Below are 17,434 nucleotides of genomic sequence, written 5' to 3' on the forward strand. Positions count from 1 at the left end.
TTTCGTGACGACGGGGCCAGGTGAAGCCGCTTGAGGCGCTCACGGGACCTCGAAAACTCCGGTGATCCGGGCCCGGGCAAGCGTGTGGAAGGCCAGGTTGAAGCCCAGCACGGCCGGGGTGGCGCCGGCGTCCACGTCCAGGGCGGGCACGTCGACGGCGTGGACCACCACCATGTAGCGGTGCGGGCCGTGCCCGGCGGGCGGTGCGGCGCCCATGTAGCCGGGGAACCCGCCGTCGTTCTTCAGGGTGAGGGCACCGGCGGGGAGGTGGCCGGAGGCCCCTTCGGCCAGCGAGGTCACGGAGGCCGGGATGTTGGCCACGGCCCAGTGCCAGAAGCCGCTGGCCGTGGGGGCGTCGGGATCGTACATGGTGACGGCGAAACTGCGCGTGCCCTCGGGGAACCCGGACCAGGAGAGCTGCGGGGACAGGTCCCTTCCGTCCGGATGGCCGCCGGGGTTGACCAGCTTCACCGGCAGGGTGTCCCCGTCGGCAAAGGAGGTGCTGGCCAGCGTGAAGCCCGGGACGGGGGCAAGGAATGCGTAGGGGTCGTAGTCATACATGGGGATGGCCTTCCTGCAGTTCTTTTCGGGTGGGCGGGTTCGCGCCGGCGCGGGACACCGTGATGGCCGCGGCGCGGGCGGCGTAGCGGAGGAGTTCCCCGAGCTGTTCGCGGGTGATGGCGCGCAGGGTGTCGCGGCGCTGGGCGCCGTCCAGCTCGAGGTCCACGAGGGCCGCCAGGAGCGCTGCCATGAAGGAGTCCCCGGCGCCCACCGTGTCCACCACCGTGGTGGGCGGGACGGGGCAGGCGGCCTCGCCCGCGGCGCACACGGCCCAGGGGCCCGCGCCCCCCTGCGTCACAACCACGACGGCGGGCCCCTCCGTCCCGCCCATGGCCAGCCACCGCCGGGCCGTTGTCTTGGGGTCGACGCCGGGGTAGAGCCACTCGAGGTCCTCGTCGGAGGCCTTCACGACGTCGGCGAGGCGGACGAACTTCTCGGCCTGCCCCCGCGCGTAGCCGGCGTCCTTGATGATGCTGGGCCGGGCGTTGGGGTCGTAGGTGATGGTGGCCGACGGGTGCGCGGCAAGCACGGCGCTGAAAACCTGTCCGGCGCCCGGCGCGAGCATGGTGGCAATGGAGCCCGTGTGGAGCAGCGTGGTGGCCGCCAGCATGAAGTCCGGCGCGCCCCGGCCGTCCGCTGCGGGCAGTTCCCAGTCCAGGGCGAACTCGTAGTCGGCGGCGCCGTCCGCGCCGAGGACGGCGCGGGCAACGGAGGTGGGGAGTGCGTCCGGGGCCACGGGAACCAGGACGCCGTTGTCCTTCAGGTGGGCCGCGACCATGCTGCCGTACGGGTCCTGGCCGAAGCGGCCCAGGAACTGCACGGGGTGGCCCAGGCGGGCCAGCCCCACGGCCACGTTCAGGGGGCTGCCGCCCACGTGCGGAACCGGTGCCTGTCCTGGGCGCACCACTTCGTCGATCAGGGCTTCACCGATTACCGTCAGCATGAGACCAGCCTACGGGCATGGCCGCACGCGCGCCTTGGGGCTTGCCGAAAAAGTTCCCGGCACGGCGGATCGCCGTGCGGCCCGCTCGACCTCCCCGGTCCGCGGCGCATAGGCTCAAGGGCATGAGCAGCCATTGGGAACGCCTCGACTCAGCACTGCGCCCGTCCGTGAACGCGTCCGTTGCCGCCTTTGAGCGCGCCCGCCCGCGGCTGTTGGACGTAACGGCCGAGATGGAGGCGCTGGTGCGCAAGGTCACGGAAGATGCCGACGACGCTCCCCTGTTTGTCACCAGCCGCACGAAGACGGTGGAGTCGTTCCGGGAAAAGGCTTCACGGATGGTGGCGCCCGTACCGGACGCCGCACCGGCGCTGCTGTTCCCGGAGCCCCTGCGCAACCTCACTGACATGGTGGGCGTGCGCGTCATCACCACGCTGCCGGGGGAAAACGCGAACGTGGCGAACCTGATCAAGCGGCGCCGGAACATCTTTGACTGCCGCGGCGACCGTGAGAAGGACATCGGCTCGATCGAGTCGGGCACCTACGGTTATTCCAGCCGGCACCTGATCCTGCGCAGCATCCAAAACGACGTGGTGCGGGCCTACCAGGAAGCGCTGGATCCGGACAGCAAGCCCAACGGCAGCTACTTTTTCGAGTGCCAGATCCGCACCGTATTTGCCCACGCCTGGAGCGAGATTGAGCACGACATCCGCTTCAAGGCCCAGGACCCGCGTGCCTGGAGCCCGTACTTTGACCGGCAGTTCACCGCTACGGCAGCCATGCTGGAGACCGTGGAATCGGCGTTTTCCGAGCTGCACGAACGCTACGAGACGGTCACCAGCTTCTGGGACGCCGACGGCGAGGGCGGGGAGTCGCTGACGCCGAACCGGATCAAGGCCGTCTGGCAAACCCTGCTCCCGCACGTTGACCGCAAGGCCGACGACGACTGGGGCTGGGCCGCCGAGCTGGTCGCCGCGCACGGGCTCACCAAGACCATTGACCTGGCCGCCCTGCTGCAGTCGGAAATCATTTCCAACGTCCGCAAGGCCCTGGACCACCGCTACTCCCCCGGTCCGGACCGGCTCCTCGACGACCTCCTGCTGTGGCAGTTTGGGCAGCGCCACATCGAACTGACGGCCGAGGAGCCTGAAGCCGAGCAGACGCCCCGGCGCGACAGCCTGCAGCGGCGCCACCAGCAAATGCAGAGGTACCGCAAGATGATGGGGTTCTAGACGCCCCGATTGGGCTTGTCGGATTTTGGCGGCGGCTGGGCTGTCAGGATTTCGACAGGCTCAATCACCGGCTTCAGAGCCTGCCGTTGACCCGTTGCGGCACGCCCAGCGGATTGTCATCGCGCAGCGCCTCCGGCAGCAGGTGGGCGGGCAGGCCCTGGTACGCCACCGGACGCAGGAACCGGGTGATGCCGGCGGTGCCCACGGACGTTGACGTCGGCGCGGTCGTGGCGGGGTATGGCCCACCGTGCTGCTGCGCGTACGTCACGGAAACACCCGTAGGCCACTGATTCCACAGCACGCGCCCGGCATTCTTTGCCAGCAGCCGCACCAGTTCGGGGGCCACGGCGTCGGACTCCTCACCCTGGATGGTGGCCGTGAGCTGGCCGTCGAGGGCCCGGGCCACGGCCAGCAGCTCATCCTCGGTCCGGTACGTGGCCACCAGGGCGGACGGCCCAAAGCACTCGATGATCAGCCCTTCCGGATCGGCCAGCAGTGCGGACGCGGTTGTCACCGTCAGCGCGGGGGCCGGCGGGGCGCCAAAGGCACCCTCCGCGGCACCGAGCGAGTCGACGGCGTCGTGCTCCAACAGCCCGGACAGCGACGCCAGGTACCCGGAATGGATCCGCTCGTTGAGCAGCGGCGCCGCAGCCGGGCGCTCCGCAGCGGACAGCCCGGCCAGCATCTCCGAGCCGGCCGGCACCAGCAGGATGCCCGGCTTCGTGCAGAACTGCCCTGCCCCCAGGGTGTACGAGGCCACGAATTCGGCCACAATGTCCGACCCGCGCGCCGCCGCGGCCGCCTCCGTGACGAACACGGGGTTCACGCTGCCCAGCTCCCCGTAAAAGGGGATGGGATCGGGCCGGGAGGCGGCCACGTCGAACAGGGCGCGCCCGCCGGCGATGGAGCCCGTGAACGCCCCCGCCTTGATCCGCGGGTCCGCCAGTGCGTCGCGCCCGGCCCGGGTCCCGTAGACCAGCTGCAGCAGCCCGTCCGGCGCGCCCGCCGCCCGGAGCGCTTCGACGGCGACGCGCCCGACGGCGGCCGAGAGCCTTGGGTGCCCGGGGTGCGCCTTGAGCACCACGGAACACCCGGCGGCGAGCGCCGAGCACGTGTCGCCGCCCATGACGCTGAACGCAAACGGGAAGTTGCTGGCGGCAAAGACCAGCACGGGGCCCAGCGGCTCGAGCACGCGGCGGATGTCCGGGCGTGGGCCCATGGGCCAGCCGGGGTCGGCGTGGTCGATGCGCGCGTCGAGGTAGCCGCCGTCGGCGAGGAGTTCGGCAAAGAGGCGCAGCTGGAAGGTGGTCCGCTTCAGCTCCCCGGCGAGGCGGCCGGCGGCCAGGAAGGTTTCCTCCCCGGCAAGCGGGACCATTTCCGTTGCGGCCCCGTCGAGGGCGTCCGCGACTGAAGTGAGCGCGGCGGCGCGGCCGGCGGCCGGCACCAGGGCCCAGGCGGTGGAAGCGCCTTCAGCGGTTGCCAGGATGCGTTGAAGGTCCCCGGGTGTGGTGTCAGCGGTGGTCATGGTCAGTCTCCTTTGTCAGTGGCTGTTGCCTCGGCGGTGCCGCCCCGTCCGGCACCATGGCCGCCAGCTGCCCCAGCGGCACCGGCGCGGCCAGCGTGCGCTTCGCCATGGAGCGCAGGTCCTCGGCCGCCGTCGGCCCTGCAAAGGGGCGCCCGGCCAGGGCGGCCGCGATGGACGCAGTGGCATAGCCACACACGCGGCCCTGGCACCAGCCCATGCCCGGCCGGGCGAAGGATTTCAGGCTGCGCGCGTCGGCGGCGCCGAGCTCGTCGTGGGCGCGGCACAGTTCGCCGTAGCTGACCTCTTCGCAGCGGCACACCACCGTCTCCGGCGCGAGCCAGCCGTGCCAGCGGCCCGGGACCGGGTTGGCGCGGTGCATGGCGAGGGCAAAGGCGCGCATCCTGGCGCGCTGGCGCTGCAACGTCGCGATCCGGGCGCCGAGCGCTGCCGTCGCGGCGGACGCCCCACCGGATTCCGCCGCGACGCACAGCGCGGCCAGCTCGCCCTCGGCGACGGCCATGGCGGCGCCCCCGACGCCGGTCGCCTCCCCGGCCACGCTGACGCCTTGGACGGTGGTCCTCAGGCGCGCGTCCGCCACGGCCACCAGCGAGCCGTCCACGTCGACGGCGGTCCCGGCACCCGCGGCGAGCACCAGGTCCAGCTGCGGTGTGAAGCCCCAGCCCAGCGCCACGACGTCACACGGCACGCGCCGGCCGGTTCCGCGCAGCACCGCGCCACCCGGCCCCAGCTTCGACATGGTGACGGCCTCCACCCTGTCCGTGCCGTGGATTTCGGTGACGGCCGTGCGGACCCGGTAGGGGATGCGGTGCCGGGCCAGCGCGGCCGCGTATCCGGCGCCCTCAACGGCCTTTTCCGGCGCCTGCACCGCGCCGCGGAGGTTCTTCAGCCAGCCGGCAGGGCTGTTGGCCTCGCAAATTGCGGCCACCTTGACGCCCGCCCCGGCCAGTCCCGCGGCCACGGGGAGCAGGAACGGGCCGGTCCCGCCGACGACGGCGACCCTCCCCGCCGCCGTCCCGCTCGCCTTGAGCAGCGCCTGGGCGCCACCTGCCGCGAGGACGCCGGGCAGGTCCCAGCCGGGGACGGGCAGCTGGCGGTCGCAGCCGCCGGGGCACAGGATGAGGCGGCGGGCGCTTTCGGTGCCGGGCAGTTTGGCCGGCGCGCTGCCGGGGACATCCAAAGTGGATGTCAGGTGCAGCACGACGCCGGCTCCGCCAGTTTCCACCAGCCACACCTGCGTGCCGCGCCAATACGTGAGCCGGCCGGAGGATTCGTGCGCGTACAGCCTGGCGCGGAGGCCCACGAAGCGCTTCCAGCCGTGCTGGCCGGCGGGGGCCTGGATCGCGCCCCCCTCCGGCTCCCGCTCCTCCGCGTGCCGCCAATACTGCCCTCCCGGCTGCGTGCCGGCGTCCACCAGCAGCACGGACAGGCCGGCATCCGCGGCATGGACGGCCGCGGCAAGCCCGGCGGGCCCGGCGCCCACCACGGCAACGTCAAGCATCGCGAGCCTCCTGCGCTTCATCGGCACCCGTGCGCAGGGCCATGCCGTCCCGCGCAGGGGTGAGGCAGGCGCGCTGGTTGGGCACGCCGTCGACCATTAACAGGCAGTCGAAGCACACGCCGATGCCGCAGAACAGGCCGCGCGGCCGCCTCGCGTTCCGGGTGGTGCGCCAGGACACGATTCCGGCGTCGGTGAGCGCCGCACCGAGCGTCTGGCCGGGGCGGGCGGCCAGCGGGACGCCGTCGAGGAACAGCTGCAGGTCAGGCACGGGCGGCCTCCGTCCCGGAGTCAAGCGACAGTTGGTCAAAGCGTTCGGGCGCAAAGGGCGCCATGTCCATCGCGGGTGTCGCGGAGGCCAGGGAGGCGGCGATCAGGGCGCCGGTCCCCACCGACAGGCCGATCCCCGCGCCCTCGTGCCCGCAGGCATGCCAGAGTCCGGGCGCGCGCGGATCGGGGCCGATGACGGGCAGGTGGTCGGGGCAATAGGGGCGGAACCCGGAGTAGCTGCGCAGTGCCTTGGCGCCGGCGAGGAACGGGAACAGGGCGATCGCCTTGCCCGCCATGTCGGCCAGGACGCGCGGGTTGATGGACTTGTCGAAGCCCACGCGTTCGCGGCTGGAGCCGATCAGGATGGTGCCGCCGCGGGTCCCCTCGACCACCGGGGAGGTCTGCAGCCCGGCGTCGGAGCTGGCAACGTTGTCCACGTATTCGGCCGCGTAGACCTTGTGCCGGACCATGTCCGGGAGCGGCTCGGTCACCATGACGTACCCCTTGCGCGGCAGCACGGGGACGTTGACGCCGGCCAGTCCGGCGACCGCCCCGCCCCAGGTGCCGGCGGCGTTGACCACGGAGCCGGCGCTGATGGCCCCGCGGCTGGTCGTGACGCCTGTGACGGCGTCGCCGCGCCGGCCCAGCCCGGCCACGCGCGTGTCGGGGTGGACGGTGGCGCCGAGCCCGCGGGCCAGCCGGAGCAGGTGGGCCGCGGCCAGCATGGGCTGGACCTGCGCGTCCTGCGGGTAGTGGGCGCCGCCGGCCAGGCCCGGCGCGAGGTGGGGTTCGTGTCCGGCCAGCTCCGCCCCGCCCACCAGTTCGACGTCGATCCCCGCCTCGCGCTGCCGTCCCGCCAGCCGCTCGAGGTTTGCCTGGGTGGAAGGTGTGGCAGAGACGACCAGCCCGCCCTTGGATTCAAATTCCCACAGGTGCCCGTAGTCGGCCAGCTCGCCGCGCCACAGCGACTGCGAGTATTGGGCCAGTTCAAGTTCCGGGCCGGCTTCCTTGTCCGAGACCAGGATGTTTCCCTCGCAGGCGCTGGACGTGCCGCCGGCAATGGCGCCGCGGTCCACCACGGCCACGCTGAGCCCCGCGCGCGCGGCGAAGTACGCGCATGCGGCGCCCACGGCACCGGCGCCGATGACCACAACGTCAGCCGAACGGGGCAGCAACATGTCAGTAGTATGTCACATGTCACAGTCGCCGAACAGCCCCCTCCCCCTCGAAGGTGGAGATCACCACATCCCCCGCGCAAACGGAGGTGCACGTCTCCAACGGAGGCGCTACGGCCGGGCCCATTCGCCGCGGACGTGCCCGATGTGGCGGGTCATCAGGGCCTGCGCCTCGGCGGCCTTGCCCGCGGCCATCAGTTCCACCAGGTCCAGGTGCTCCACCGACATCTCACGGAGCTTGCCGGTGGCGGCCAGCGGCGCCAGTCCCAGCAGCCGCGTATGTGCGCGAAGTTCGGAGATCAGAGACACCAGGCGCCTGTTGCCGCTGTATTCAAGGATGGCGATGTGGAAGGCGCGGTCGGCCTCCGTGTAGGCAATCAGGTCCCCGGCACCGGCAAAATCCACGATGGCGGCGGCCATCCCCCGCAGCCGTTCCAGTCCGTGCGCGTCGATCAGCGGCGTCACGGCCGCCACTGTGGGCGGTTCGATGAGCAGGCGCAGGGCGGTGATTTCATCCAGGTCGATGTCGGAGACCTCCGTGACGCGGAAGCCTTTGTTGGGCAGCGAGACCACCAGGCCCTCCTTGACCAGGTCGAGCATCGCCTCGCGGACGGGCGTGGGCGAGACGCCGAAACGCTTTCCCAGCATGGGCGCGGAATACACCTCGCCGGGCTTCATCTCCCCGGAAATAACGGCCGCACGCAGCGCCTGGGCCACCGTTTCGCGCAGGCTGACGTTCTTTTTGACGGCAGAGAGGTGATGCGTCATTCCCGTGGAGCTCATGGCCCCTCCATTTCCCAGCCACGCAACGAAGGTGGGACGGGCGTCCCGGCGCAATATGACATTTTAGTCGACCCCGACATCGCCGGTGAACAGTTCGTGGACGCGCCCGGCCACCACAATGTCTTCCCAGGACATGCCCACCCCCGTGTACAGCAGCGGCCTGCCGGCCTCCGGCGCCCAGCGGCCGTCGACCAGCTCCGCCAGCGTGGCCAGGCCCCGCTCGGCCCATTCCCCGGCGGACCGTGCCGGGATCAGGTCCCCGGCCTCGCGCAGGGCCGAGGCCCGGCCCTCCACCACCACCTCGGCCCGCCGGGCCAGCGCCGGGTCAATTTCGCGGGCCGCAAGCCCATGCGAGCCGATCGCTGCCACTACGGCGGAATCCTGCACCAGGGAGCCGTCAAACAGCGGCTCCGACGAGGACGTGGCGCACACCACGACGTCGGCCCCCGCCACGTCAGCCACGGACCCCGCCCGCGCGGAAAGACCCCGCGCCGCCCACTTGCCGGCCAGCTCCTCCGCCGCCGCCGGCCGGCGGCCCACCACCACCAGCGAGGCAATCCCGCTGACGGCGTGCAGCGCCTCGATGTGCCGGTCAGCCTGCAGCGAGGCGCCGAACACCACCACGGAGCCTGCGGATTCCGCCCCGCGCAGCGCCAGCAGGTGCTTGACGGCCATGGCAGTGACCCCCGGCGTGCGGACCAGGGTCAGCTCGGCCCCGTCCATGGCGCACAGTGGTGTTAAAAATGTTCCGTCGAGCAGCAGGTAGGTGCCCTGGATCTTGGGGTGCCCCCGCGCGGGATTGCCGGGCGCCACCGTGGCCACCTTGACCCCGGCATAGCGCGCGGACTGCGCCGGCATGAGCAGGAACTCACCCGCGTCCAGCGGGGCAAACAGGCGCGGCGAATCCAGCTCCGGATCCTGCCCGCCGCGCAGGGCGCCCTCCAGCGCGGCGACGGCGGCAGCCGGCGGAACCAGCGCCCTGAGCGTGGCCGCGTCAATGTAGGGCAGTGTCATGCCGGCTCCCTTGAGCGGGGCGGCAGCCCTGCCGCCGGGGCCTGGTCAAGCACGACGCCGGCACGTCCGTCCGCGCCGGCCCGCACCGTGGCGGTGACTCCGTTGCGGCGCCCCAGCCGGCTGGATGCCCCGGCGTCGAGCAGCACGACCGGCACATGTGTGCCATATAGTTCGGCGGCAGCCAGGGCCCCCAGCGCCACGATGGCGTCACGCGCCGTGAGGAGGACGGCTGCCGGGCCCACCCCGGCCCGGATCTGCTCGGCCAGCACGGACGACGAGGAGCTGGAACCGCGGGAAGCATCCATCACCAGCACCCGCCCGGCCAGGGAGCCGCCGTGCTGCGGGTGGTGGGCGTCAATGATCAGGCCGGTCTTCCTGTCCGTGCCGCCCCAAAACGACAGCGGCTCGGACAGCACCAGGAGGGCGCCGCTGCCCCCGCCCGGGCACAGGGTCCGCCCCGCAAAGTCGGCGGGGCCGCCCTCAGTTCCACTGTCCGTCATCGCGCACCACCTTTCCGGCGCAGGCCGAGTCCAGGCATTCGGAAAGCGTGCCAAACACGACATCGACGCCAAGGTTCATCGGCGCATACCAGGCCCACTTGCCCGACGGCGTCATGACGGTGCGCTCCTCCGGGCCCAGGATGGGCGTGATGTACGTGCAGGTGTCCACCACAATGCGGGCGCCCCGCTCCTCGGCGGGCTGCACCAGCCCGGCCTCCCGGGCCTGGGCCAGGACCTCCCGGGAGGTGTTGATCCACACCGTGCAGCCCGGGTGGAAGGCGGGCCGGCCCTCCAGCGCGGCCGCCAGCTTCCCAAACTCGCGCACGGAAAAGTGCGGCGTGCCCAGGGCCACGGCGTCGAGCGGCGCGGAGGGGCCGGCAGTGCTCAGCTCGTCCCGGGCCGCCCGGAGCATGCCGGTGGTCACGGCCGCGGCCGGCAGCGCCGACCATACGGGATCGCCCGCGGCGGCGGCGGCCTCGGGCGTCACACCGGCCACGTGGAACAGGGCCACGCCGCCGGAGGAGGCCGCGGTGGCGCCAAGGGCCTTGAGCCTGTCCTCGTCCGCCACGGCCGGGTCGATCCCGGTCAGCAGGGGGATGCCGGTGCCGGAGCGGCGCCCCACCACGTCGCCGAGGGCCGCCCAGACCGCCTCCTCGGCCAGCAGCGCGGCCGGGAGCGCCGAACAGTCAAGCTCCAGCGTGGGCACGCGGTGTTCGGGCAGGTGAAGGCCCGCGTGCGGGACGCGGCCGGTGATGGCCGCGCAGATGTCAATGAAGTCGCCGTACCGCTCGGTGCGCGCGCCCAGCACGGAGTTGGCAAACACGATCGCGTTGGATTCCGCCCAGGCGATGTCCTCGCCCAACGCGGGCCGTTGCGCCAACTGGTATGGCGCGCACGTCCAGGTGGCGCGGGCGCCGAGGGCCCGGTAGGCGTCCATGAGCGCCCGGGCCGGGACTGCGTCCGCGGGCGGCAGCCGCACCAGGCCCGGGTGCATCAAATCCAGTGAACTGACGTTGAGGGTGGTGGGCACGGCCACCGCGGCACCCAGCCCGGCCAGCCGTTGTGCGAAGTCGAGCCCGGCCTGCCCGTGGTAGAGGCAGCTGTCGATGTGCGCGCCGGTGATGGGGATCAGCCGTTCGGCGCCCAGCACGCCGGCCAGGGCCACCACCATCCGCATGGCCATGGCCGTCCCGGGGCCGCGGCCGCCGTCGAGCATGGCCCTTTCCTCACCGGTCAGCGCCAGGTCCGTCACAGCAAAAATCCCGCCGGGAAGGGGTCCTCGGGGTCAAGGTGGTACTGGGCGGTGCCCGTCACCCAGGCCCGCCCCGTGATGGTCGGGACGACGCCGGGAAGCCCGCCCACCGTGGTTTCCTCCACCAGCCTGCCGGTGAACCGCGTGCCGATGAAGGATTCGTTGAGGAAGTCCGTGTTGAGCGCCAGTTCCCCGCGCGCGTGCAGCTGGGCCATGCGGGCGCTGGTGCCGGTCCCGCAGGGCGAGCGGTCAAACCAGCCGGGATGGATGGCCATGGCGTGCCGCGAGTGCTGCGCCGTCGAACCGGGCGCCGTCAGGTAGACGTGGTGGCAGCCGCTGATGTCCGACCGTTCCGGGTGCACCGGCGGGTTGTGTGCGTTGATGGCGTCCATGATCTTCAGCCCGGCCTCCAGCACCCGGCCCTTCTCCGCACGGTCGAACGGCAGTCCCAGATCGGCCAGTTCCACGATCGCGTAAAAATTGCCGCCAAAGGCCATGTCGTAGCGGACTTCGCCAAGGCCGTCCACGCCCACCTTTTGGTCCAAGGCCAGCGAGAACGACGGCACGTTGCGGATGGTCACGGATTTTGCCGCCCCGTCCACCACGGCCACCTCGGCCACCACCAGGCCGGCCGGAGTGTCCAGGCGGATGGTGGTCACGGGCTCCACGACGGGGACCATGCCGGTTTCCACCAGCACCGTGGCCACGCCGATGGTGCCGTGGCCGCACATCGGCAGCAGGCCGGAGACCTCGATGAACAGCACCCCGTAGTCCGCGTCGGGCCGGGTGGGCGGCTGCAGGATGGCCCCGCTCATGGACGCGTGGCCGCGGGGCTCGTACATCAGCAGGGTGCGCACGTCGTCGCTGTTGTCCATGAACCACTGGCGCCGCTGCGCCATGGTCGCCCCGGGGATGGTGCCCACGCCGCCGGTGATGACGCGCGTGGGCATCCCCTCGGTGTGGGATTCCACGGAATGAAAGACCCGCTTGGAGCGCACGGCCGACCTCCTATTTGTAGCCCTTGGCCAGCACGGCCTCGGTGTCGGCGGCGATCCGGGCGGCCAGGGCCGCCGGCAGCGGCAGGCGCGGCTGCCGGCAGGCGCCGCCCTTGCGCCCGGCGAGGTCCATCGAGAGCTTGATGGACTGCACAAACTCGGGCTTGGAGTCCCAGCGCAGCAGCGGGTGCAGGTCGCGGTAGATGGGCAGGGCCGTGGCAATGTCATCCATGGTGCCGCTGGTGACCAGGTTGTAGAGCTCCACGGTGCTTTGCGGGAGGGCGTTGGGGTACCCGGCAATCCAGCCCACGGCACCGGCCAGGCCCAGCTCCAGCAGCACGTCGTCCGAGCCAACGAGCAGGTCCAGCTCCGGCGCCAGCTCCGCGATCTCATATGCGCGCCGGACGTCCCCGGTGAATTCCTTCACGGCCACAATGAGCCCCTCCCCGTGCAGGCGCGCCAGCAGGGACGGCACCAGGTCGACCTTGGTGTCGTAGGGATTGTTGTAGGCAACCACCGGCAGGCCGGCCTTTGCCACTTCCCGGTAGTGCGCCAGCACGGCGTCGTCGTCGGCCTTGAAGGTGTTCGGCGGGAGCGCCAGCACCGAGGCGGCTCCGGCGTCGCGGGCCTGCTCCGCCCAGCGGCGCGCTTCGTCGGCGCCGTACGCGGCCACGCCGGGCATGACCGTGAAACCCTCCGGGGAGGCGGCGACGGCGGTTTCCACCACCTTGGCCCGCTCCTCGGCCGTCAATGTCTGGTACTCCCCAAGGGAGCCGTTGGGGCAGGCGCCGTCGCAGCCGTTGGCGGCAAGCCAGGCGACATGCTCGCCAAACGAGGCGTAGTCAACGCTCCCATCTTCATTGAACGGCAGGGCGGTGGCCACGTGGATGCCGTGCCAGGGCTGGGTGCGGGTTGTCATGAGTGGCTCCTTTGCGCCGCGGGGCATGTGACGGGCTCCCCGGGTCGGGGAGTGATTGCCCTCACACTATCAGTACAATGTCACATAATACTAGGATCGGAATGCCAGGCGCCGGGGGACTACCGCAGGACAAAGCCCAGGCCCAGCCCGTCGTCGGCGTCCAGGGTGAACTTGCCCTCGCCCACCGGGAAGGCCCGCCCGTGGACCTCCACCACGACGCCCGCCTTCGAGTGGCCCGCCACCTCGGCGGTGAAGTGCGAGTCGATGATGGAAAAGTGGTCCAGCACGTCCCCGTACGCCAGCTCGCCGGAATCGGTCAGCGCCGCGACCCGCGCCGCCGTCCCCGAGCCGCAGGGCGAGCGGTCCACCTGCCCGTCGGCAAAGATCGTCACGTTGCGCTGGGCCAGCGCCCCGTGCAGTTCCAGCCCGCTGTCCGGTCCCACGGGCTCGTGGAAGATGGTGCCGTAGATCCCGTCCAGCCGGGTGTCGCTCGGGTGGTGGGCGGCCGGGTGGTCGGCGAGCGCGGCCTTCACCTGGCGCCCTGCGGTGATGAGCCGGTGCAGGTTCGCCGGGGTGACGTCCAGTCCCGCTTCCCGCGCCGGCAGCGCGGCGTACAGGGCCCCGCCCCACAGGACGTCCACGCGGAGGCGGCCAAAGTCGGGGGTCTTGACCTCAATGTCCCGGGCCACCACGTAGGAGGGGACATTGTGGAAGGTGACCCCCTGCACGCGCCCGCCCGCCACGCCCACCCGGGCCGTGACGCGTCCGGAGGGGACGTCAATGACCACGTCCGTGTCGCCGTCGTCCGCGGTGCGCACCAGGCCGCTGCGCACGGCCCAGGCGCCGAGGGCGATGGTCCCGTGCCCGCAGGCGGTGGAGAAGCCGTCCTTGTGCCAGAACAGCACGCCGAAGTGGGCGCCGTCGTCATTGGGCGGGACAATGAAGCCGCCGTACATGTCCGCGTGCCCGCGGGGTTCGTTGACCAGCAGGCGGCGCAGCTTGTCGGCATCGCCCGCCATCGCGTTTTCACGGCGTTCCAGCACCGTCCCGCCCGGGATCAGGAAGGGCGGCGCCGGCACTATCCGGAACGGCTCGCCCGCCGTGTGGTAGTCCACCGTCTCGATTTCCCACGTGTCCGCTTTCATGCCGTCCTCCCGAACGTGCTGGAACCCTACGATCCCAGGTAGGCCTCGACAATGCGTGAATCCGCCATGAGTTCCGCGCCCGTGCCCGTCATGGTCGTGACCCCGTTTTCAATGACATAGCCGCGGCTGGTGATTTTCAGCGCGGCGCGCGCGTTTTGCTCCACCAGCAGCACGGTGGTGCCGTTGGCGTTCACTTCCCTGATCACGTCCATGACCTGCGCCACGATCAACGGCGCCAGGCCCATCGAGGGCTCGTCCAGCATCAGCATCCGGGGCCCGGCAATGAGCGCCCGGCCGATCGCGAGCATCTGCTGCTCGCCGCCGGAGAGCGTCCCGCCCTGCTGCGAACGCCGCTCCGCGAGCAGGGGCAGCAGCTCAAAGACGTCGTCCAGCCGCTTGTGCACGGCCGCGCGGTCCTTGACCATGTACCCGCCCAGCTGCAGGTTTTCCTGCACGGAGAGGGTGGAAAAGATCCGCCGGCCCTCCGGCACGTGGATCAGTCCGGCACCGACCACCTCCCACGGCTTGGCCCGGGTGATGTCCCTGCCGGCAAAGCTGATCCGCCCGGCGTGGGCCTTCACCAGGGCCGACGCTGCGGACAAGGTGGTGGTCTTCCCGGCGCCGTTGTTGCCCAGCAGCGCGACGATCTCGCCCTCCTCGACCCGGACGTTGATGCCGCGCAGCGCCTGGATCTTGCCGTAAAACACTTCCACGTTCTCAAATTCGAGCATGGACATCAGGATTCGCCCCGTTCCGGCCCGCCGGGCCCCGCCTCATCGGGCCCCGGCTCGTCTTCCTTGCCGAGGTAGGCCTCGATGACGGCGGGGTTCCTCTTCACTTCATCAGGGGTCCCGTCCGCGATCTCCCTGCCGAAGTTCATCACCACGACGCGTTCGCTGACCTCCATGACCACGCCCATGTCGTGCTCAATCAGCACCACGGCGGCGCCCAGGTCCCGGATCTTGCGGCACAGCTCCAGCAGGTCCCGTTTTTCCGAGTGGTTCAGGCCGGCACCGGGCTCGTCCAGGAGCACCAGCTTGGCCTTGCGGGCCATGGCGCGGGCCATTTCCACCTGCCGCTGCTGGCCGTAGGCGAGGTTGCGCACCGGGATGCCGCGCCCGCCCTTGTAGCCCACGAAGTCCAGCCAGCGGTGCGCCTCGTCGGTGTAGGCCCGCTCGCTCCTGCGGTACCGCGGCGTGTGGAACAGCGCGTCGACGAAGTTCTGGCCGCCGTACAGGTGCATGCCGCCGCGGACGTTGTCCAGCACCGTCAGGTCCGGAAACAGGCGCAGGTTCTGGAACGTGCGGGTCACGCCGGTGGCGGCAATGACCGCCGGGCGCTTGCCGGTGATGTCCGCGCCGTCCAACGTCACCGTCCCGCTCACCGGCTTGTAGAAGCCGGTGATGCAGTTGAAGGCGCTGGTCTTCCCGGCCCCGTTGGGCCCGATCACCGAGACGATCTCGCCGGCGTCGGCCGAGAAGGAAAGCCCGTTGACGGCCTTCACGCCGCCAAAGGCGATCTGCAGTTCGTTCACTTCCAGCAGCGGGCTCACGGGGTCCCTCCCTTCGCGGTGGTGACGGGGGCATCCGGGCCCCCGCCGGCGTCGTCCTTCACGGCAGGGGGCAGGTCCGGCTCATAGGCGCGCGAGGGCCAGAAACCCTGGGGCCGCAGCACCATGACGGCCACCAGCACGACGCCGAAGATCACGTAGCGCAGGTTTCCCATGTCCCGCAGGAATTCCGGCAGCAGGGAAATGACGACGGCGCCCACCACCACCCCCCGCGTGTTCCCCATGCCCCCGAGAACCACGGCCATCAGCACCAGGGCGGACTGCAGGAACACGAAGCTTTGCGGGGAGATGGCGGAGAGGTGCGAGGCGAACAGCACGCCGCCGATCCCGCCCCAGATGGCACCGAAGATGTAGGCGGCCAGCTTCACCTTGTAGGTGTGGATGCCCATGGCCTCGGCGGCGTCCTCGTCCTCGCGCACGAACCGCCAGGCGCGGCCCAGCCGCGACTTGCCCAGGCGTGCCGAGCCGAGCACCATGAGGGCGACGACCACCACGCAGAAGTAGTAATACGGGACGGGGCCGGAGAGGTCCAGGCCGAACAGGGAGACGCCGGGGATCCCGTAGATGCCCGACGGGCCGCCCGTGATGGCCAGGTTGTTCGCCGTCAGGCGGATGATCTCGCCAAAGCCGAGCGTGACGATGGCCAGGTAGTCGCTGCGCAGCCGCAGCGTGGGGCCGCCGATGACCAGCCCGGCCAGGATGCACATGAGCAGCACCGCCGGGATGGTGAAGAGGATGGGCAGCTCCCAGGCCTTGGAAATGATCCCGGACGTGTAGGCGCCCACGGCCATGAACGCGATGTAGCCCAGGTCCAGCAGGCCGCAGTAGCCCACCACGATGTTCAGGCCGGAGGCGAGCAGGATGAAGATGACGGCGGTGGTGCCGATGCTCATCGCATAGTTGCTGGCCAGCACAAAGGGGAACAGGACCGCGATCGCGAATGCGGCCCAGCCCAGCTGCCTGCTCTCAAACAGGCGGGAGACGCGGCTGGCGGGCTTGCCGATCCGGCGCGGGGCGCGGCTGGCGTCAACATTTTCGGAGTTTTCGCTCATCGCTACACCCTCTCCGTGACGCGCTCGCCCAGCAGGCCGGTGGGTTTGAGGGTCAGGAAGGCGATGAGCACGCCGAAGGTGAAGACGTCGCGCCACTGGCCGCCAAGCCACTGTGAGCCGAACGCCTCCAGCAGGCCCAGCAGCAGGCCGCCGAGCATGGCGCCCTTGATGTTGCCGATGCCGCCAATGACGGCCGCGGTGAACGCCTTCAGCCCGATGATGAAGCCCATGAGGAAGTCGATCTTGCCGTAATACGCCCCGGCCATGACCCCGGCCGCGCCGGCGAGGGCGGAGCCGATGAAGAACGTCCAGGTGATGACCCTGTTGACGTTGATGCCCATCAGCAGCGCGCCCTTCGTGTCCAGGGCAATGGCGCGCATGGCCCGGCCCATCGAGGTGCGCTGGACGTAGGAGTTCAGGCCGAGCATCAGCAGCACGGCGATCGCCATGAGCACGATCTGCGGCACGGAGATGCGGGCGCCCAGCACGGTGAAGCTGTCACCCTCGAGCCGGACCGGGAAGACCTTGGGGTTGGGGCCGGCCACCGCGCTGACCCCGTATTCCAGCGTGAAGGAGGCGCCGACGGCGGTGATGAGCACCGCGAGGCGCGGCGAATTCCGCAGCGGCCGGTATGCGAGGTATTCGATGCCGACGCCGATGCCGCCGGTCACGAGCATGCACAGCAGGAGCACGATCAGCAGGGCCGTGATGGACATGGAGGCCGGGATGACGCCGACGGAGCTCAGCATCGCGAAGCCCACGAATGCGCCAAGCATGTAGATGTCGCCGTGGGCGAAGTTCAACAGTTTGATGATGCCGTAGACCATGGAATAGCCCAGGGCGATGAGTGCGTAAAAGGACCCCACGAAGAGGCCGTTCCAGATGAGCTGCGTCATGCGTGACCTGCCTAAAGCTGTGCACGTGGCGTTGATGGGTTGGTGCCGCGCGGCGGGCCCCGGCGTGGGGCCCGCCGCGCGGTGGGGGG

The 17,434-nt window shown here is 70.8% G+C and carries 18 protein-coding genes; 1 reads left to right on the top strand and 17 read right to left on the bottom strand.

Annotated features, from left to right (window positions below; translation table 11 throughout):
* Nucleotides 1–39 precede the first annotated feature (39 nt).
* Together G6034_RS08990 and G6034_RS08995 are read right to left on the bottom strand one after the other, a co-directional pair.
* Nucleotides 40–561 carry a YbhB/YbcL family Raf kinase inhibitor-like protein gene (locus G6034_RS08990; protein WP_176634763.1) on the bottom strand — a complete coding sequence of 174 codons (522 nt, stop codon included), beginning with the start codon at nt 559–561 and terminating at the stop codon, nt 40–42.
* Nucleotides 554–1,504, bottom strand: a complete 951-nt coding sequence (locus G6034_RS08995) for a carbohydrate kinase family protein (RefSeq protein WP_176634764.1) — start codon at nt 1,502–1,504, stop codon at nt 554–556. The genes G6034_RS08990 and G6034_RS08995 overlap by 8 nt, the downstream gene beginning before the upstream one ends.
* A 122-nt stretch (nt 1,505–1,626) precedes the next feature.
* Between G6034_RS08995 and G6034_RS09000 the strand changes: the two genes are divergently transcribed.
* Nucleotides 1,627–2,733 carry a GTP pyrophosphokinase gene (locus G6034_RS09000; protein ID WP_176634765.1) on the top strand — a complete coding sequence of 369 codons (1,107 nt, stop codon included), beginning with the start codon at nt 1,627–1,629 and terminating at the stop codon, nt 2,731–2,733.
* Nucleotides 2,734–2,806: 73 nt separating this feature from the next.
* Here G6034_RS09000 and G6034_RS09005 read toward each other — a convergent pair whose 3' ends face one another.
* The 15 genes from G6034_RS09005 to G6034_RS09075 all read right to left on the bottom strand — a co-directional run bounded on the left by G6034_RS09005 (nt 2,807) and on the right by G6034_RS09075 (nt 17,345).
* Complete coding sequence (locus G6034_RS09005) at nt 2,807–4,258, bottom strand: aldehyde dehydrogenase (NADP(+)) (RefSeq protein WP_176634766.1); 1,452 nt, start codon at nt 4,256–4,258, stop codon at nt 2,807–2,809.
* Nucleotides 4,245–5,777, bottom strand: coding sequence for an FAD/NAD(P)-dependent oxidoreductase (locus G6034_RS09010; RefSeq protein WP_246295512.1), 1,533 nt, complete (start codon nt 5,775–5,777; stop codon nt 4,245–4,247). The genes G6034_RS09005 and G6034_RS09010 overlap by 14 nt, the downstream gene beginning before the upstream one ends.
* Nucleotides 5,770–6,045, bottom strand: a complete 276-nt coding sequence (locus G6034_RS09015; RefSeq protein ID WP_176634768.1) for a 2Fe-2S iron-sulfur cluster-binding protein — start codon at nt 6,043–6,045, stop codon at nt 5,770–5,772. Before G6034_RS09015 ends, G6034_RS09010 begins: the two co-directional genes overlap by 8 nt.
* Entirely contained in the window at nt 6,038–7,222 is a 1,185-nt protein-coding gene (locus G6034_RS09020; protein ID WP_176634769.1) for an NAD(P)/FAD-dependent oxidoreductase, read from the bottom strand. The genes G6034_RS09015 and G6034_RS09020 overlap by 8 nt, the downstream gene beginning before the upstream one ends.
* A 108-nt stretch (nt 7,223–7,330) precedes the next feature.
* A complete protein-coding gene (locus G6034_RS09025; RefSeq protein WP_246295514.1) occupies nt 7,331–8,002 on the bottom strand; it encodes a GntR family transcriptional regulator in 672 nt (223 codons plus the stop codon).
* 63 nt (nt 8,003–8,065) lie between these two features.
* Nucleotides 8,066–9,016: an ornithine cyclodeaminase family protein gene (locus G6034_RS09030; protein WP_176634770.1), complete on the bottom strand. Its 951-nt coding sequence runs from the start codon at nt 9,014–9,016 to the stop codon at nt 8,066–8,068.
* Complete coding sequence (locus G6034_RS09035; protein ID WP_176634771.1) at nt 9,013–9,516, bottom strand: aconitase X swivel domain-containing protein; 504 nt, start codon at nt 9,514–9,516, stop codon at nt 9,013–9,015. The genes G6034_RS09030 and G6034_RS09035 overlap by 4 nt, the downstream gene beginning before the upstream one ends.
* Nucleotides 9,497–10,768 (bottom strand): aconitase X, encoded by a 1,272-nt coding sequence (locus G6034_RS09040; protein ID WP_343038000.1) that lies wholly within the window; start codon nt 10,766–10,768, stop codon nt 9,497–9,499. The genes G6034_RS09035 and G6034_RS09040 overlap by 20 nt, the downstream gene beginning before the upstream one ends.
* Entirely contained in the window at nt 10,765–11,766 is a 1,002-nt protein-coding gene (locus tag G6034_RS09045) for a proline racemase family protein (protein WP_176634772.1), read from the bottom strand. The genes G6034_RS09040 and G6034_RS09045 overlap by 4 nt, the downstream gene beginning before the upstream one ends.
* 10 nt (nt 11,767–11,776) lie before the next feature.
* Nucleotides 11,777–12,682, bottom strand: coding sequence for a dihydrodipicolinate synthase family protein (locus G6034_RS09050; protein ID WP_176634773.1), 906 nt, complete (start codon nt 12,680–12,682; stop codon nt 11,777–11,779).
* Nucleotides 12,683–12,801: 119 nt separating this feature from the next.
* Nucleotides 12,802–13,827, bottom strand: a complete 1,026-nt coding sequence (locus G6034_RS09055; protein WP_176634774.1) for a proline racemase family protein — start codon at nt 13,825–13,827, stop codon at nt 12,802–12,804.
* Nucleotides 13,828–13,853: 26 nt separating this feature from the next.
* Entirely contained in the window at nt 13,854–14,564 is a 711-nt protein-coding gene (locus G6034_RS09060) for an ABC transporter ATP-binding protein (protein WP_218063744.1), read from the bottom strand.
* Nucleotides 14,564–15,379 (bottom strand): ATP-binding cassette domain-containing protein, encoded by an 816-nt coding sequence (locus G6034_RS09065; protein ID WP_176634776.1) that lies wholly within the window; start codon nt 15,377–15,379, stop codon nt 14,564–14,566. Before G6034_RS09065 ends, G6034_RS09060 begins: the two co-directional genes overlap by 1 nt.
* On the bottom strand, nt 15,376–16,449 hold the full coding sequence (locus G6034_RS09070; RefSeq protein WP_176634777.1) for a branched-chain amino acid ABC transporter permease: 1,074 nt from the start codon (nt 16,447–16,449) through the stop codon (nt 15,376–15,378). Before G6034_RS09070 ends, G6034_RS09065 begins: the two co-directional genes overlap by 4 nt.
* 2 nt (nt 16,450–16,451) lie before the next feature.
* The gene (locus G6034_RS09075; RefSeq protein ID WP_176634778.1) at nt 16,452–17,345 is read right to left on the bottom strand and encodes a branched-chain amino acid ABC transporter permease; all 894 of its coding nucleotides are present in this window, start codon (nt 17,343–17,345) and stop codon (nt 16,452–16,454) included.
* Nucleotides 17,346–17,434 lie beyond the last annotated feature (89 nt).

Origin of the sequence: Arthrobacter wenxiniae, from assembly GCF_013376105.1 — a bacterium.
Taxonomy (GTDB): Bacteria; Actinomycetota; Actinomycetes; order Actinomycetales; family Micrococcaceae; genus Specibacter; species Specibacter wenxiniae.

Excerpts from the sequence above, each read along its gene's own strand:
- G6034_RS08990 (WP_176634763.1), bottom strand. The coding sequence starts at position 561 with ATGTATGACTACGACCCCTACGCATTCCTTGCCCCCGTCCCGGGCTTC.
- G6034_RS08995 (WP_176634764.1), bottom strand. The coding sequence starts at position 1,504 with ATGCTGACGGTAATCGGTGAAGCCCTGATCGACGAAGTGGTGCGCCCA.
- G6034_RS09000 (WP_176634765.1), top strand. The coding sequence starts at position 1,627 with ATGAGCAGCCATTGGGAACGCCTCGACTCAGCACTGCGCCCGTCCGTG.
- G6034_RS09005 (WP_176634766.1), bottom strand. The coding sequence starts at position 4,258 with ATGACCACCGCTGACACCACACCCGGGGACCTTCAACGCATCCTGGCA.
- G6034_RS09010 (WP_246295512.1), bottom strand. The coding sequence starts at position 5,777 with ATGCTTGACGTTGCCGTGGTGGGCGCCGGGCCCGCCGGGCTTGCCGCG.
- G6034_RS09020 (WP_176634769.1), bottom strand. The coding sequence starts at position 7,222 with ATGTTGCTGCCCCGTTCGGCTGACGTTGTGGTCATCGGCGCCGGTGCC.
- G6034_RS09025 (WP_246295514.1), bottom strand. The coding sequence starts at position 8,002 with ATGAGCTCCACGGGAATGACGCATCACCTCTCTGCCGTCAAAAAGAAC.
- G6034_RS09030 (WP_176634770.1), bottom strand. The coding sequence starts at position 9,016 with ATGACACTGCCCTACATTGACGCGGCCACGCTCAGGGCGCTGGTTCCG.
- G6034_RS09035 (WP_176634771.1), bottom strand. The coding sequence starts at position 9,516 with ATGACGGACAGTGGAACTGAGGGCGGCCCCGCCGACTTTGCGGGGCGG.
- G6034_RS09050 (WP_176634773.1), bottom strand. The coding sequence starts at position 12,682 with ATGACAACCCGCACCCAGCCCTGGCACGGCATCCACGTGGCCACCGCC.
- G6034_RS09055 (WP_176634774.1), bottom strand. The coding sequence starts at position 13,827 with ATGAAAGCGGACACGTGGGAAATCGAGACGGTGGACTACCACACGGCG.
- G6034_RS09060 (WP_218063744.1), bottom strand. The coding sequence starts at position 14,564 with ATGTCCATGCTCGAATTTGAGAACGTGGAAGTGTTTTACGGCAAGATC.
- G6034_RS09070 (WP_176634777.1), bottom strand. The coding sequence starts at position 16,449 with ATGAGCGAAAACTCCGAAAATGTTGACGCCAGCCGCGCCCCGCGCCGG.
- G6034_RS09075 (WP_176634778.1), bottom strand. The coding sequence starts at position 17,345 with ATGACGCAGCTCATCTGGAACGGCCTCTTCGTGGGGTCCTTTTACGCA.